General features: G+C 49.7%; 13 protein-coding genes. All 13 read left to right on the forward strand.

Annotation, left to right across the window (positions count from 1 at the left end):
* The first annotated feature begins 201 nt into the window (after window positions 1–201).
* The 13 genes from AOC32_RS01900 to AOC32_RS01960 all read left to right on the forward strand — a co-directional run bounded on the left by AOC32_RS01900 (window position 202) and on the right by AOC32_RS01960 (window position 16,565).
* The gene (locus AOC32_RS01900) at window positions 202–537 is read left to right on the forward strand and encodes a helix-turn-helix domain-containing protein (RefSeq protein ID WP_108509290.1); all 336 of its coding nucleotides are present in this window, start codon (window positions 202–204) and stop codon (window positions 535–537) included.
* A 61-nt stretch (window positions 538–598) separates the two neighbouring features.
* Complete coding sequence (locus AOC32_RS01905) at window positions 599–1,009, forward strand: heme-binding protein (RefSeq protein WP_108507876.1); 411 nt, start codon at window positions 599–601, stop codon at window positions 1,007–1,009.
* Window positions 1,010–1,112: 103 nt separating this feature from the next.
* Entirely contained in the window at window positions 1,113–2,300 is a 1,188-nt protein-coding gene (locus AOC32_RS01910) for a Fic family protein (RefSeq protein ID WP_108507877.1), read from the forward strand.
* A 37-nt stretch (window positions 2,301–2,337) separates the two neighbouring features.
* Window positions 2,338–3,717 carry a DEAD/DEAH box helicase gene (locus tag AOC32_RS01915; protein WP_108507878.1) on the forward strand — a complete coding sequence of 460 codons (1,380 nt, stop codon included), beginning with the start codon at window positions 2,338–2,340 and terminating at the stop codon, window positions 3,715–3,717.
* A gap of 52 nt (window positions 3,718–3,769) precedes the next feature.
* Window positions 3,770–4,960 carry a glycosyltransferase gene (locus tag AOC32_RS01920; protein WP_108507879.1) on the forward strand — a complete coding sequence of 397 codons (1,191 nt, stop codon included), beginning with the start codon at window positions 3,770–3,772 and terminating at the stop codon, window positions 4,958–4,960.
* Between the two features lie 27 nt (window positions 4,961–4,987).
* Window positions 4,988–5,410, forward strand: coding sequence for a PqqD family protein (locus tag AOC32_RS01925; RefSeq protein WP_108507880.1), 423 nt, complete (start codon window positions 4,988–4,990; stop codon window positions 5,408–5,410).
* Window positions 5,411–5,415: 5 nt separating this feature from the next.
* Window positions 5,416–6,456: a phosphoenolpyruvate carboxykinase (ATP) gene (locus AOC32_RS01930; RefSeq protein ID WP_108507881.1), complete on the forward strand. Its 1,041-nt coding sequence runs from the start codon at window positions 5,416–5,418 to the stop codon at window positions 6,454–6,456.
* The gene (locus AOC32_RS01935) at window positions 6,453–7,160 is read left to right on the forward strand and encodes a glycosyltransferase family 2 protein (RefSeq protein ID WP_108507882.1); all 708 of its coding nucleotides are present in this window, start codon (window positions 6,453–6,455) and stop codon (window positions 7,158–7,160) included. Before AOC32_RS01930 ends, AOC32_RS01935 begins: the two co-directional genes overlap by 4 nt.
* Window positions 7,160–7,822: a glycosyltransferase family 2 protein gene (locus tag AOC32_RS01940; RefSeq protein ID WP_108507883.1), complete on the forward strand. Its 663-nt coding sequence runs from the start codon at window positions 7,160–7,162 to the stop codon at window positions 7,820–7,822. The genes AOC32_RS01935 and AOC32_RS01940 overlap by 1 nt, the downstream gene beginning before the upstream one ends.
* Before the next feature lie 26 nt (window positions 7,823–7,848).
* A complete protein-coding gene (locus tag AOC32_RS01945; RefSeq protein ID WP_108507884.1) occupies window positions 7,849–10,221 on the forward strand; it encodes a nucleotidyltransferase domain-containing protein in 2,373 nt (790 codons plus the stop codon).
* A gap of 21 nt (window positions 10,222–10,242) precedes the next feature.
* Window positions 10,243–12,228 (forward strand): tetratricopeptide repeat protein, encoded by a 1,986-nt coding sequence (locus tag AOC32_RS01950; RefSeq protein ID WP_108507885.1) that lies wholly within the window; start codon window positions 10,243–10,245, stop codon window positions 12,226–12,228.
* Window positions 12,229–12,286: 58 nt separating this feature from the next.
* Window positions 12,287–14,386 carry an ESPR domain-containing protein gene (locus AOC32_RS01955; protein WP_108507886.1) on the forward strand — a complete coding sequence of 700 codons (2,100 nt, stop codon included), beginning with the start codon at window positions 12,287–12,289 and terminating at the stop codon, window positions 14,384–14,386.
* Entirely contained in the window at window positions 14,370–16,565 is a 2,196-nt protein-coding gene (locus tag AOC32_RS01960) for an autotransporter family protein (protein ID WP_108507887.1), read from the forward strand. Before AOC32_RS01955 ends, AOC32_RS01960 begins: the two co-directional genes overlap by 17 nt.
* The last annotated feature ends 6 nt before the right edge of the window (window positions 16,566–16,571 follow it).

A 16,571-nucleotide genomic window follows, 5' to 3' on the forward strand; every position in this document is an offset into this window, starting at 1 on the left:
AAGGCTATTAGCAGGGTGATTGATGCGCAATGACATAGAACAATATTTAGTAAAAATGATTGTAGTGATTTAAGTGCTACTTTTCAGGGGATGTAAGGATTCCTTTGCCGACTATGGGCAAGGAATTACTCAGGAATTGTTTATACTATTTCAGGTATAATTTTCTCATGCACAATGTTAAAAAATGCTCATAGTTGGAAGATGAAGAAAAGAGAAATGGGCGGTACTGAAATTACCCGAGGATCGAAAAATGTGTATGCAGATCTAGGTTTGCCTGACGCTGACAAACTCAAGATTAAGACTGATCTGGTCATTCAAATTATTAAAGCGATTGAGCGCCTTCAGTTGACTCAGGCTGAAGCTGCGCAACGGATGGGTATTTCACAGCCAAAAGTCTCAGCCATGATTAATGGAGACTTCTCTAATTTGTCCGAGCGCAAGCTGATGGACTGTCTCACCTGCCTTGGTTACAACATTGAGATTCGGGTAAAGCCAGTTAGAAAGCCGATTGGGAGCTTGCGGGTAGTTATTGCTTAGGCTGATAAGAACCGTGGCAGAATGATCCTAAAGAAAGAACCAAAATACCAAGGAGACCACCATGCTTGCCAATAAACCCTATTTGCGCCAAGTCGATGTGCAAAAAATTTTAGATGCCGCCAATGCCCATGCCGAGAAACACAATTGGGCGGTCACCATTGCAGTGTGCGATGACGGCGGGCATCTATTGGGATTGATCCGTCGTGACGGTTGCGCCCCGGTGTCATCCTATATTGCTCAAGACAAGGCACGCTCTGCAGCGATGGGTAAGCGCGAGAGTAAGGTGTATGAGGACATCATTAATAACGGTCGAACTGCCTTTGCGACGGTCCCCCACATCAAGGGCATGCTTGAAGGCGGGGTCAATATCGATGTGGATGGGCACACTATCGGTGCGGTAGGGGTTTCTGGCGTGAAGTCGGCCGACGATGCGGGTATTGCTAGAGCTGGCATCGCCGCGATTTTGTCCTAAATCAAAGCCAAATCTACCTTGTAAGGTAAGCCACATCTAGTAGTGAGCCGTATTTTAAAAAATACGGCTCAAAATATGAGCCGTATCAGCTATAATACGGCTCATGGTGTTCGCTCATTCATCAAAAAAAACCTATATCTGGCAATTGCCAGGATGGCCAAACTTTCAGATCGATCATGATCGCTTGGAGTCTCTGATAACCAGTGCTCGCCAAGCCCAAGGAGTGATTATTGGTAAGGCATCCGCTATTGGCTTAACGGATATCGCTGATGTTCATCAACAACTCTGGATTGATGAGGTGATTGCTACCTCAGCGATCGAGGGCGAGCAATTAAATCCGGACTCTGTGCGTTCATCGGTATTAAGAAAGCTGGGAATAAAGTATCAGGCTATTTCTGATCCGCGTTCAGAAATGATTGATGGACTAGTCGCCATCATGGATGATGCGCTAACGCATCACGATGAAGAGCTTAATCATGAGCGATTGTGTTCGTGGCATCGGGCAATCTTTTCAAATGAGCGATCAATTAAACCGATGAGGGTTGGCGGTTATCGTACGCATACAGAGCTTATGCAAATTGTGAGCGGTTTATATCGCAAAGAGAAGGTGCACTACGTCGCGCCACCTTCGGAAGAGGTCCATGATCAGATGCATCAGTTTCTGACTTGGTTTGAGCTCACGCGTCCAAATATCAAAGGGCGCAAGGCAGAATCCTTGGATGGTTTGTGTCGGGCTGCTATTGCCCATTTATGGTTTGAATCGATTCATCCGTTTGAGGATGGAAACGGTCGCCTTGGGCGGGTCATCTTGGATATGGCTCTCGCACAGGATTACCCACACTCGATGCGTATTTACAGCATCTCGAATCAAATTATGCGAAATCGTTCCTCGTACTACGATGCGCTTGAAGAGGCGCAGTCAGGAGATTTAGAAATCACTAATTGGTTGATTTGGTTTTTAAACACATTTATTAAGTCATGCAAAACATCCTCACAATTTATTGATGATGCAATCGCAAAATCGCAATTTTGGCAAAGGCATGCCAATCGGGGATTTAGTGAACGACATCGTAAGGTGATTCAAAAACTGATCGAGGCGGGCGATGGCGGATTTCTTGGCGGCCTTACCGCTGAAAAGTATCAAAAAATCACCAAGGTATCTAAAGCGACTGCAACTCGCGACCTTGGGATTCTCAAGGAATGGGGCATCTTATTTACTAGCGGGGAAGGTAAAGCCACGCGCTATTACCTGAAATTAGGTAATTGGCAGCATGGGCTTGATAAGGAGTGATTCCTTGCAAGCAGGAGAAGCCCTGTAAAATCAAGGGGTGTCTACAAAAACCGATCCAAACCTACCCGATTCGGGTAATGCACCCAGCGCTAATTTTGCTGATTTCCAATTAGATCCCAAGATCCTCAAAGCAGTTGAGGAGCAGGGCTATACCCAAGCAACCCCAATTCAGGCCAAGGCGATTCCAGTCGTCTTGGAGGGTCGGGATGTGATGGGTGCAGCGCAAACCGGAACCGGTAAAACCGCCGCCTTTACCCTGCCCATTATTCAGAAGCTGTTACCCCAGGCCAATACGAGTACCTCACCCGCACGCCACCCCATTCGGGCCCTAATCTTGACCCCGACTAGGGAGTTAAGCGATCAGGTGGCTGATAACGCGAGCCTCTATGCCAAATTCACGGATCTGCGCACGGCCGTGGTATTTGGTGGTGTGGACATCAAACCTCAAACAGCCTTGCTACGATCGGGCGTAGAGATTTTGATTGCAACCCCTGGGCGTCTACTCGACCACATCACCAGTAAAACAGCCGATCTATCGCAAGTGCAACTCTTGGTATTGGATGAGGCTGATCGTATGTTGGATATGGGCTTCTTGCCAGATCTGCAACGCATTATCAATTTGATTCCCGCGCAGCGCCAGACTCTATTGTTCTCTGCCACCTTTTCTCCAGAGATTAAGAAGCTCGCACAAACCTATTTGCGCAATCCCGTGACTATTGAAGTAACTCGGCAAAATGCCGCAGCCGATACGGTTAATCAAGTGGTGCACTTAGTGCCCTCCGAACATAAGCGCGCAGCCATTGTGACGATTTTGCAAAATCGGGCGAAGGCCGGCTTAAGTCGCCAGTGCATCATCTTTACCAATAGCCGAATGGGATGTGCGCGCCTAGCAAGTGCCTTGGAGCGCGATGGCATCAAAGCGGCTGCGATTCATGGGGATAAGAGCCAAACCGAACGGATGGCAACCTTAGAAGCATTTAAGACCGGTGCGATCGATGCCTTAGTGGCTACCGACGTTGCGGCACGCGGCTTAGATATTGCCGATATGCCGTGCGTGATTAATCATGAGCTACCCTTTAATGCTGAAGACTTCATTCATCGAATTGGTCGCACTGGGCGCGCTGGGAGCAAAGGTGATGCGATTGCATTAGTTGACGATAGTGAAAAGCGCTTACTCGAGGATATTGAGAAGCTCATGAAGCGCAAGCTCACGATTGTGCGATTACCCACCAGTGAGCGAGAGAGTAAAAGCGGTGGTTCTAAAGCGATTACAGCCGACCCATTTTTTTACATGCCTTATGAGCCTGGGCAAACCGCGACAGCACCAAAGCAAGAGCCAACGAGTGCGCCGGTTAAACCAAACTCGAACTCAAAAAAGCCAGTGCTTGGCGCGCTCTTGGGCGGAATCAAAAAATAGTTTTATACCCCTTCCTTTGAAGTCTTAAAAAATGGGGGATTAGATTCAAATCATGGAATTCGTCAGAAAGCACATCCTGTTTGTTGAAGGAGGGTTGCCCACCCCAGAAATGGATGCGGGGTCATTGGCTAATCTAGAGCTGATTAGCCTTATTCAATCGCAGGGTCATCGGGTGAGTTATCTCTTTACGGGACATCACCCCATGGGCGCGCGTCACGCACTCATCGATCTGGGATGCGAGGTCATCGATGGAGTGGGCTTTACACGCGCTCAGCAACAGACTCTATTCAAAGAACAAGGGTTTGATGCGGCCATCCTCTCACGCCCTGGACCGGCACTGCAATGGATCGATGCTTTAAAGGCGCTTGCGATTCCCACCGTTTATTTTGGGCATGATCTGCACCACGTTCGACTCGAGCGCGAGTATGCGCTTCATTTGGAAAACGCACCGCAACCCAAATTGCTGCAATCGTGTTTGGTGCATAAATCGATTGAGCGTCATTTGTGGGAGCTAGCCGATGTGGTGGTCTACCCAACGTCTTGGGAATGCGATTACGTCATGACGCACTGTGGCCGCACCCACGCGCTCCCCATGCCGATTTACGATGGTGAGGCGATGGCGCAGCTCCAGCCGCAGATCGCAAGTATCGTTGCGCAAGTGCAGACCAACGACGGCACCCCATACCCTCTTCTCTTTGTGGGTGGCTCGCATCATGGCCCTAATCGCGATGGTCTTCTTTGGTTCGTGCGCGATGTGGCACCTTTACTGACGCTACCCATGGAATTACGGGTCGTGGGGCAGTGGGATTGCGAGGCAATGCAACAACTTAAGGCTGCAACACTCGGTGCATGGCGCGGCGATCAGCGCTTGACCTTTTGCGGCTCGCTAACGAAGAAAGCGTTATTGCATCAGTACGCCACTGCGTCCTTGGTGATTGCGCCACTGCGCTATGGAGCAGGGCTCAAGCGCAAGGTGGTTGAAGCATTGCTGTTTGAGCGCCCCTTGCTCACAACCCCGATGGGAGTGGAAGGAATCGAGCTAGCACCTAGCCAATTGGAGCAGGTGTGTAGTTCCCTCGATCCCAAGGCGTTTGCCAAGGCTGTGGAAGCCCGCTTGCAATTGCCGCCATCAGTCCATCAGGCACGCTCTCAAGATATTGCTCGCCAGATGGCTAGGCAGTTTTCAAAGACCCAGCGTTTAGCGAGTCTTGCGCAAATCTTTGCTATGCTTAAACTTTACTAATTTTGGGTTTTCACACTATTTGAGTTTATGAGCACTGCCTACGAAATCAATACCCCGCACGTGATTTCTGAGTCACTTGGTAGTGAGACCGTCATCATTAATTTAGAGACCGGTACCTACCATCATTTAAATGGCAACGCTGCGCGCATTTGGCAACACTTGCAGCAAGCGATTACCACTGACATGCTGGTACAGGGAATGGTAGCGGGCAGTCCAGAGCGTGCGTCCACCCTGACCCAGGCTCTCCCCGATTTTCTTGCGCAATTGGTGGATCAAGGCCTGATTCGCGAAAGTACTCGCGAGCCAATTGCACAACCTTGCCCAGCCATTACGCTCGATGACAGTGCCATGGTGTGTGAGAGTTTTACCGATATGCAAGATTTATTGGGCTTAGATCCCATTCATGAGGCCGATCCGAACGCTGGCTGGCCACATCAGCCACCGACCTAATTGGTTTGAACGCGTTATTTGCGCAGTTAGCCACCACTTTGCGTGATCCGATCGCAAAGGCAATCTCCTTCTCAGAGCAACTATTTGGTCTGCACCGTTTTTCCTTTTGGATCAGTCCCGATTGGCCCCACCAGGCAATTCGTGCCGCTCTTCATGGGACCCAGAATCAGAGCGCGTCAGTTCAATCAGACTGGCAGGTCTTGGCATTAACCGTAACGCACGAGCATCTGACCGAGCTTGTAAAGCCCTACGATCGCAATCGCTATGGGCAATTAACCATGCCCGGATGCGTCCAAGGTCAAGGGGGAGTTTTAACTCAGATGGCGTTTTACGATCCGCTGGCAAAGTCCTTAAGAGCCTATGATTTTGATTCTCAGATTGCCTACATCCTAGTGACCCCAGCGCATGCATTTGCCGAGTGGGAGATTTTTAGTCCCTTTAAAGAGTTTTGGCATTACTGGGCCCTTGTGCATGATTCACTGGTGGTGCACTCAGGGGTGGTATGCCAAGCGGATGGCGCGCTTGTGATCTTAGGACCGGGTGGTGCAGGCAAGTCCACCACCACTTTATCCTGCGTAGAATATGGCATGCAAACGACGGGCGATGACTTTAATGTATTGTCGATGGTCGATGGACAGGTTTGGGTGTATCCCCTTTTTCGAACCATCAAGGCAAAATCGGGCAACTCCCTCATTACCGGTTTTCGCTCTTTATCCCGCTGGCCCTCGCAGACCTATGCCGCAGATCAGAAAACGATTTACTTTCCACCAAGTGCTGATGCCATTTGGCAAAAAAAGCCAGCGCAAGTGCTCGCCTTTTTAGAGCCTCAGTGGCAAAGCCAGGATTTGCCGCGCACCCCGGCTGCTAAGCCTGTCATCCAAAGTGCCGTGAGTGCTATTTTGCAACACCCATATTGGGCAGAGCGCTATTTGCAGCGCATGAGCGCCATGCTGGCGCGATGCCCACGCCACACCCTGTATTTGTTGGCGCAACCCCACGATAATGTGGCGCGCATTCGTGCTTTGATGGCGACTCTTCGGTCATGAAAGCGATGCACCAGGTCAGCGTCATTATTCCGGTGTTTAATCCCACTGAGCACCTAGCGGCGTGCGTGGCGAGCGTCTTGCAGCAAGAGCACGCTCCGTTTGAAATCATCCTCGTTGACGATGGCTCCAGGAATGACCTCCTGGCGACGCTAGAGACGACTTGGCCAGGCGAGCTTGTGCGGGTATTGCGGCTCGAGCGCAATCAAGGCGTTGCTCACGCTCGCAATTGGGGTGTGCAACACGCGCGCGGTGAGTATTTAGCATTTATCGATCAAGACGATTTATGGCCACCCCATAAATTACGCCTCCAGCTTGAGTATTTGGATGCGCATCCTGCCATGGATTTTGTGATTGGTCAGCAGGTGTATTTTTTATCCGCTGAACAAACCCAGGTGCCACCGTGGTTGCGCCGCGAATTACTGCAAACGAGTCTGCCTGGGTATTTGCCGGGCACTCTGCTAGTGCGCAAAGATCGTTTTGCAACAGTTGGTTTTTTTAATGAAACCCTGGTATCAGGTACCGATGATGTGGATTGGTTTTTTCGGGCAAAGGATCGGGGTATGCAAAGCGCTATGCTAGCCGATGATCTTTTATACAAACGCGTGCATGGCAATAACTTAAGTCAACAGGTTACTCGGCATCAGCAGGAGTTATTGCGCGTGGTGGCTGCGAGTATTGCGCGTCAGAAAAACACAGGTAAATAATGCCAATCTCTGTGATCATGCCGTGTTACAACGCCGCTCTGTATATCGAAGAGGCGATTGCCTCGGTCTTAGCGCAGGGCGATTGGGTGGGTGAACTGATTGTGATTGATGATGCCAGTACCGATGACAGCGCTAAGCGCGTTTTGCACCTTGCGCACCCGAAGATTCAGCTGCTACGTCGAACCACCAATGGTGGCATTGCATTGGCGCGCAATCAAGGGATTGAGGCAAGTTCGAACGAGTACTTGGCGTTTTTAGATGCCGATGATTGGTGGCCAATGCAGCGTTTAGCAAGGATGCGCGCCACTTTGGGTGATGGGCAGTGGTGCTTTGGTCAGATTGAGCATTTTTATTCCCCCGAATTGCAGCCAATGCCCACTAAACCCTTACCACCCATCCAAACCGGTTATTTTGCAAGTGCGATGCTCGCGCGTCGCTCATTTTTTGAGCGCGTTGGAGTATTTAATCCTCAATTGCGCGTTGGGGAGTTTATCGATTGGTTTGATCGTGCTCGCGCGATTGCGCCCGATCCAGTCCTCCTAAACGAAGTGGTTTTAAGGCGGCGCATTCATCGCAGTAATTCATCGTTAACAAGCCAGCAGCATGTCCGTGACTATCTCAAGGTGGCTGCCTTAGCGATTGCACGAAAGCGTTCATTGTGAGTTTGAGGCCCGAATACCTTGCCTTAATGGATGAATGCCACCACGGGCAATTTGCCGATGCAGCGCTTCGCATCACCAAGCAATTGCAACGCAGCGATGGTGCAGTGACTGCGCAGGTGATGGCAGCTCATTTTGCCTTGCGCCAAGCGCAATTTTCCAAAGCCCAATGGTTCATTGATGCAGCGCTCGCCAAGGATCCTTCAGACCAAGGAATTTATGCCGAGGAGCTTTTATACCTCTTTGCTCAAAGTGATTACGCCACGCTTTGGCAAAAATGGAATTTAGCAGTTGTCGCGGCCGCCCCAGCGCAGCATCCGATTCACGTGCTGGCACAAATGATGGAGCTTCTGAGTGCCGATGCCCCGCGTGATAGAGTGCTGCAAAAAATCAAGACCCATCCATTTACGACCATGGCCACGCATTTGCCATGTTTTGCATTTTTAGCAAAAGCGGATCCGCATATGCCGGCGTTGGATTTTGAAGCCGAGCTAGGACTGCAAACATTACGTAGCGTAGAAGATCTCATTGCCAAAACTGATTACCTCATGGCTTTGGTAGTGGCCCGCTGGGCCGCACACCTTGCTCCCAATGATGCCAATGCCTTTGCGGCTTTGGGGCTAGCGGAGCTTGTCAACGGCTTTGATACCTTGGCGGATCGCTATTTGCATGAAGCGGAATTTCGTCAAGCAAGCGATATGCCTCTTGTGAATTTGTATCGCTATCGGATCTTTATGAAGCAGGGCCGGTGGACAGATGCCAACATCATGGCCCAAGCGCTCATGGCCGAGCAGGCGCTTTCTTGGACGGAGTGTCTGAGTTATCTCGACTATGCGCTTTGCCAACATGAGATTGCCTTATTTGAGGCAGGAGTCGAGTGGTTTAGTCAACACTTTAAAGACGATGCCCGTTTGCCATCGGCCTTGGCGTACTTCGAGTTGCGCCAAGCGCTTGATGCCAAGCGCATCAGTTCCTCTGAAGTCCTAGCTCGCTTGGCGCACACCACCTGGCAAGATAATGCTTGCGCTCATTATTTGAAGGCACAGCTTTTAGAACCCGATGATCCGCGAGCAGCGCAAGCCGCGGCCTTGGCGGCCATCGCGCTTAATCCCTACTATCCTGCTGCCCAACGTTGGCAAGCGCAAGTGGCGACTCATCCGGCAGCGCTCGAGTGGATGGGGATTTTTATTCCAAAAAATCATGAGGGAGCGGCTTGGCCAAGTCCCCAGCACGAAGCGCTATTGCAACTCATTTTTGATGTACCGCGTGCGGAGCTGAGTTCGCGTTGGGCTAAGTTGGTAGAGGTAAATCCCGTTAGCGGATTGGATGCGGGCGCAAATCGCTTGTTGCCGTTTTTGCATAAACGCTTTGAGACCGATATGGTGGCGCTTGACGGATCCAATCGGGCGCTTTTAAAAGGGGTTTGGAAAAAAAGTTTTTTTGAAAATGCCACACGCCTGGCAACGCTTTTGGAGTTGCAGGGGCATTTTCAAAACGAAGCAATTGATCTCGTGCTGTTAAAGGGGATTGGTAATGCCCTTGATCTTTATGGCGACTTAGGATCGCGGCCCATGGCCGATTTGGATATTCTGATTAAGCCCGCCGAAGTGGCTACCACGCATCAACTACTCACTCGGCTTGGCTGGAGCAGTGATGATCCACCCATTGCCCCGCGAGTGCGCTTTCAATACGCAAGCACCTATCGCCATCCCGGCGGCGCGATGGTGGATGTTCATTGGCGACCGTGTGAAGATTTTGTGAGTGATATTTACGACCCTGCCGATTTAGGGGAGTTGCATGCGATTGTGGTGCAAGGCCAAACCTTTGCAGTGCTCAATCCCACCTTGAATTTATTAACCACCATCTTGCACGGGGTGGCATGGAATCATCTTCCACCGGTGCGCTGGGTTTGCGATGCTCGCTTAATTTTGCATAAATACCAAACCCAGATTGATTGGGGGCTCATGCACAGCTTGGCTTTGAAGTATCACTGCTTAGAGGTCTTGGTCTTGGGTTTGCAATACCTGCAGCGGCATTTACCGCAGCCACTGCGTTTGCCGCCGCCCATGGAGCTTGCGCTCCTGAGCGATTACTCCCAATCACCATTAATTCGGGTGCGGACCCAGTCACGCTCGCGCTTAGCCAATGCGGAAGAGATCATCGCTACTGTAGAGTTGTGGCGCAAGAAAGTAACGCTTGGCGCGCACGATCGCATCATCGCCACTGGCGGAGAAGCGCCTCAATATGTACGGGGGCGATGTGAGCTGCGTGAGATTCCTTGGTTAGCGCAGTATGACCCAGGCATTGGAGATCGCTATTTTGGGGATCAGGTGTCCGCTTATAATCTCATCACCATCGATGGGGCGCATTCGTGTGTATTGCGCCTCAATGCCCGCTATTGACGCGATTGATCAAGAAGAGCCATGGCACAACCATCCTCACCCCCTGCGATCCCTGCATCCTTAGAGGCGGCCGATCGCCTCTTTGAAGCTCAGGAGTATGGCAAAGCAAAGGTCATTTATGAGACGCTCATGCATGAGCGCGCATCTCCTGCCAAGGTGTGGCAGCGCTTAAGCCTGATTGCCCTTATGGAGGGCCATTTAAATCACGCTTTAGAATATGCCTTAGAAGCTCACAAGCGAGACCCAAAAGATCCCACCACTATATTGAATTTAGCCGAGCTTAATCGGCGCTTGGGAAAGTTAGCCGATGCCTTGCATTGGGCTCAATTTGCAGTCACGCATTTTCCGCACGATCCAGTAGCCCATTACAACCTTGCGAGCGTGTATCTGGACTTGCAAGACGATCTTAAAGCGCAGGAAGCTTTGATTGAGGCTACGCGCTTGCAGCCAAACCATGGTCCGGCTTGGAATAATTTGGGGTCGGTCTATCAACGGCGTGGTTTATTTGAAGAGGCTTATGAGGCATATGCCATGGCAGTGCAGATTAACCCCAGCCATGCAGAAGCCCAATGCAATAAGGGCTCGATTTTGTATCACCGTAAGCAATTCGAGGCAGCCCGTACCTGCACGGAGTTGGCCCTCCAAGCGCGACCCAATTTTTTAGAGGCCAAAAACAATCTCAAACACATGATTGATCCTCAGGGCGGGGCAAATTACTTGATGGCTCTTGCAGGTTTGGCAAGTGGCTTTCAAAATCAACAACGGCATCTTGCTGTGATTGAGTTATTACAATCGGAGGTGCAAACTGGCAGTTCGCTTGCTGAAATGGCGCAGCTGTGGCATTTATTAGGAATCTCGTATTACAAATTAAATCAATTTGCGAGCGCTTACCAATGCTATCGAGAAGCGATCGCTATTGCACCACGTTTTCCTGGAGCCCTCAATAGCCTCGGGTTTTTATTGCAAGACATGCGGCTGTATGAGGACGCGAAGTTGGCTTTTGAGGATGCGCTTGGATTGGAACCAGGCTCGGATATGGCAAGACTGAATCTGGGCCTTTTGCAACTCAAGTTAGGCGAGTGGGAAGCGGGTTGGGACAATTATGAATTGCGCTGGACGGGTTCAGCCGAGGCAATCAATCAAACGCAAGTCAAACCCAATCTTGCGCTCCCAGTCTGGGATGGGGCACAAGGAGTAGAACAGAAGGGGATTCTCGTGTTGGCAGAGCAGGGGTTTGGAGACGCGATTCAGTTTTGCCGTTACCTGCATCAACTGCAAACGCGAGCTCAGCATATTAGTTTTCATGTGCCTGACGCTTTGCGGCGCTTAATGGAATGGTCCTTCCCAAATGTGGATGTTCGCTCTTTGATACCAGCTCGTCTAGATCCATGGAGTGCTTACGTACCACTACTGTCCTTGCCCCGCATTTTTCAAACGCGACTTGAAACCATCCCGGCTGACACCCCGTATTTATACGTCCCCACTATTTTTAAAGAGTATTGGCAACGCCGCGTGCAGCAAACCCGTTCGGATCGATTGAAGATCGGTATTGCATGGTCTGGCCGAAAAACCTTGCAATACGATGCGCGTCGTAGCATTCCCTTTGATGCCTTGGCCCCACTTTTGGCGATGGATCATGTTGATTGGATCTGTTTACAAAAATGGGATCGGGAGATGGATGAGCGTCGTCTCGATTCGTCCACTTGGTTGGACTGGACCACAGAGCTTCATGATTTTGCGGATACGGCAGCACTTATTGAAAATCTGGATGCAGTAGTTGTAGTTGATTCGGCAGTTGCGCACCTCGCTGGTGCACTTCATAAGCCGGTGTATTTGCTTAATCGGTACGATGGGGAATGGCGCTGGTTATGCAATCAAAGCCGCTCACCGTGGTATCCATCGATGCAGATCGTCAATCAATCGGAATTTGGCAATTGGGCGTCTGTGATTGAGGTTGTAAAACAGAAAATTCAAGGGTTAACCCTAGATCGCTCGATGGGTAGCTAGTTTATCCTTTGATTTACTAAAAAACTCAGTGAATTCATCTCAGTCCAATTAATTAAAAATGAACAAGATATATCGACTGATATGGAGTAAGCGCCACGGTTGTCTGGTTGCTGTTGCTGAGAATGCGCGCTCTCATAGCGGGGGTAGCGCGGGGCAATCGCTTGTCGTGGGTGCTCTATTGGTTGGCTCGATTGCGGCGATCAGTCCAAGCCCAGCCATCGCTGCAGATTGCAGTTTTACCGGCGGCGCTACGATTTCTGGAACGTGTGAGCTACCAGCTAGCCCTGGGTTAACGGTCACTGGATCGCAGGCCATTGAGGTGACGACAGGCGCTGCTGCGCAAACCACCGTAAGTTTCACATCTGGCTCATTGCGTAATTCTGGATTAATTAGCGGCTCCACAGACGGTATTCAAAATACCTTTGGGACTCTGGGTGGATTTATTAGCAACAGTGGCACCATCTCGGGGACAAATAACGCGATTAATTTAACCAATATGACCCGGTTTATCAGCAACACCGGGACGATCTCTAGTTCAGGTGTTGGTATTCGCTTAACAAACGGCAACTTAGCGGGTGGGATCACTAATGACGGGTTAATTAGTGGCGTGACCGAAGCAATTCGCATTAATGGTGGGACATTTCAGGATTTTTCGACGTTTCGAGTCATATCAAATTTCGGCACCATTAGTGCTTCAGGTGGGGACGCATTTCGCTCAGGCAATTCCACAGCGGGTAGCGCAACATCCATCATCGGTACGATCGCGAACTTTGGATTGATTTCGGGTCAACGCGGCCTCGTTTTTGATGGGGGGACTAATCAAATCGGTAGCTTTCACAACTCTATCTCGGGATCCTCTAGCTCGGGATTTTTAGTAGGCGAAATTGCTGGAACATCTACCGGTATTCAGATTGGCTCTACCAGCATTAGTAGCACGATCAGCGGCAGCATTCAAAACCAAGGGTTGATCCGCGGTGGTGATATTGGAATCTATATTCAAAATGGCACACTCACCTCACTACGCAACTACGCGGGAACGATTACTGGAAGCTTAGACAATAGTAAGGCGCTATGGATTGCCAATGGCCGAATTCTGGAGGGTATTAGCAATACGGGCACGATCGGTGGTACCGCCTCTGGCAGTACCGCGATTAAAATTGGTGATGGCACCAATATTGGTACGCTAAGTGGTGCAATCTATATTCCTGGAATCACCAATTCTGGAACGATCGGGCTAGGTAATATCGCGCTTGAAATTGATAGTGGCTCATCGCTCACCCATAGTCTCGAGAATAGCGGAACCATTACCGCAAACACAACAGCGATTCGTGTTTTAGGTACGCTTGCAAATAATTCATTTTCAGGCAATGCGATCGTTAACTCGGGCACCATTTCAGGTTTTAGTGATGCAGCAATTGAGGTTGGTTCAGGAACTTTTTCTGGAACGATCTCAGGAAGTATTTCAAATACAGGATTGATTTCAGCTACTTCTGCGATTCGCATTGCTCAAAATAGCACTTTGCTTGGATACATCACCAACGATGGAACGATTGCTGGAACTTCGAATAGTTACGGCATCGATCTAACTGGAACCATTACCGGTGGAATTCGCAATACCGGATTGATTTATGGGGGACCTTCTGGCCGATCGGGGGCCGCAATTAGCGTTTTTAGTCCCGACGTATCATCGCCGGCACTAGTTTCTTCGGGCATTACGAATCTTGGAACAATTGCTGGTGAGTTTGCAATTTATGTCAATGAATTTGGAACCATTGCGGGCGGTATCACTAACTCCGGCAGCATTTTGACGCGAACCTTGGGTTCATCCGGCGGCGCCTCGGCGATTGCAATTCTGGGACGGGTCTCTGGAAGTGGTGGTGGCGCAAGCATTATCAATACTGGAACGATTGATAGTGGCGCTGGCGCTGGAATCGATATTGGTACGTCTTATGTTGGGACCATCAGTGGCAGTATTCGTAACGCAGGAACTATTAAGGGTGCGACCTCTGGCATTCGTTTGCAAAACGGAACGATTACTGGTGGCATTACGAATTCTGTCTCAGGACTCATTACTGGTAGTCAAGCCAATAGCAGCGGTATTTGGATTGCCGGAGCAAATGCCACAAGTAGTGGCGGTTTAAGTGGGGGGAATTCGTAATCTGGGCACAATTGGTGGCTCAGCGAGTGGCGCGATAGGACTCATCGTCGGCGATAGTGTCTATGCAAGTACGCTCAGCGGTGGTGTCACCAACTCTGGAACGATCGGGCGTGGCTCTTACGGGATTCAGGTTCAAAGCCTATCCTCATTAACGGGCGGCCTGACCAATAGTGGAACGATTAACGGTAGTACCGCGGGTATTCAAGTCGAAGGAGTTCTTGCCAATGGCGGCTCGGGTAACGCCATCACCAATTCTGGCTTGATTCAATCGGCAGGCGGACCGGCCCTGCAAATTGGCGGGACTCTTGCGGGCACCATCAGTGGCAGTATTCATAATTCTGGGCAAATCGTAGGCAGCTCATCGGCCATTCAAGTTGCAAATAACGGTGTGGTTACCGGTCAAATTAGTAATAGTGGAACTCTGAGTGCTACCCATGCGTTAAATTTGACCAACACCGCGAGTGGTTTTGTGATCAACAATACCGGGGTGATTGATGGTCACGTCATTCTTGGTATTAATACGCTCAATTTAAATGCCACCACCAATACAGTTGACGGTTCTATCTCCGGTGGAGTTGCTAGTGGAGTGACGCTTAATGGCGCATTAACTAGTTCGGGTACGATTGATGTGGGCCGTTTTCAGATTCAAAGTGGGGCAAGTCTCACAATGGCCAATGCCATGACCATATCCGATTCTGGGCAGGCATTAAACAATTCTGGAACACTCGCGATTGCCGCCGGAACCAGCCAAACCTTAACAGGTAACTATAGCCAAGCGAGCGGAGCCACATTTCAAACGGGGGTTGCGGGCGCGTCAAGTTATGGTCAGCTTCGTGTCAACGGAAATGCAAGTATTAGTGATGGTGCTCAGGTCAATGTCAATGTGATTGGAAGCCCATCCATTTCAAGCAATACAACCATGAGCGGCATTATCTCAGCGACCGGGACTCTTGCAGCCACTGCTGCAGCAATTACAGTCACCGATAACAGTGCGCTATTGGACTTTTCATTGGCGGTATCAGGGAGTAGCTTGGATTTGATCGCTCGCCAGTCATCTGTCAATAACTATGTGAGTGCTGTTCAAAGCAACAATAATCCGTCAGCCTTGGATGCTGCTACAACCTTGCAAGTGCTATCTGCAACCCCATCGCCGACCTGGGATCCGGTCTTTACTGCATTTAATCAAATGGCTAGCACTCAACAAGTATCAAATGGGGTCAGCCAAACAGTTCCACTTTTGGTTGGAGCTGGCTCGCAAGCCACCGCGATGGTGATGCAAAACTTTAATGATGTGATTGACTCACGTGTCTCGGTCAAACAAGGCTTGGCTAGCAAAGAAGAATTTATTGGCAATCAAGAGGTTTGGTTAAAACCGATCGGTAGTTGGGCCGAGCAAAATCAAGAGAATAATGTTTCAGGATATCGCGCAAATACTGGTGGGGTCATTTTAGGGATCGATCGAGGTATCAATGCAAATACCAGCCTGGGAGTGGCTTTGGTCTTTGCAAATAGTAATATTTCATCGAATTCAGCGGTCGCTCCAAGCTCTCTCAATATCAATAGTTACCAATTGGGTGTTTATGGGCATCATCGACTGACCCAATCAACCGTTGTCAACTATCAAGCAGATATTGGTATTAACCAAAATAAAGGAAGTCGTTCAATTAATTTCATGGGAACGACGGCAAACTCAAGTTATGACAGTTACTCATCGCATGTAGGTTTGGGCTTAAACCATCACTTGCGTGTAAGCGAGCTCTTCACATTTATTCCATTAATTCGTACGGACTACATTGGAGTCATGTCAAATGCATACACCGAAAGTGGTGCGGGGCCGTTAAGCCTCAATGTCAGTCAGCAAAATTACAATCAATGGCTAATGACAACGGGTGCAAAAGCTGAGTATGCATTGCCAAATCGCCTGAAGTTAGTTGGTAACTTAACGGCCGGATACAACGTAATCAATCAACAAGTGCAAGTTACATCAGCGTTTGTTGGTGGTGGGGGTAGCTTTGTAACCAATGGCTTATCGTTATCACCTTGGTTATATAGCGCAGGCTTAGGATTGGTTGGCAAAACAAAAGACAATGTCGAGTTGAGTATTCGTTACGATTTACAATCGTCTTCTTCGGGTTATTTCAATCAAATTGCCTCTGCACGCATTCGATTCTTTTTTTAGAAGCAT

This window comes from Polynucleobacter acidiphobus (assembly GCF_003065385.1).
GTDB lineage: Bacteria > Pseudomonadota > Gammaproteobacteria > Burkholderiales > Burkholderiaceae > Polynucleobacter > Polynucleobacter acidiphobus.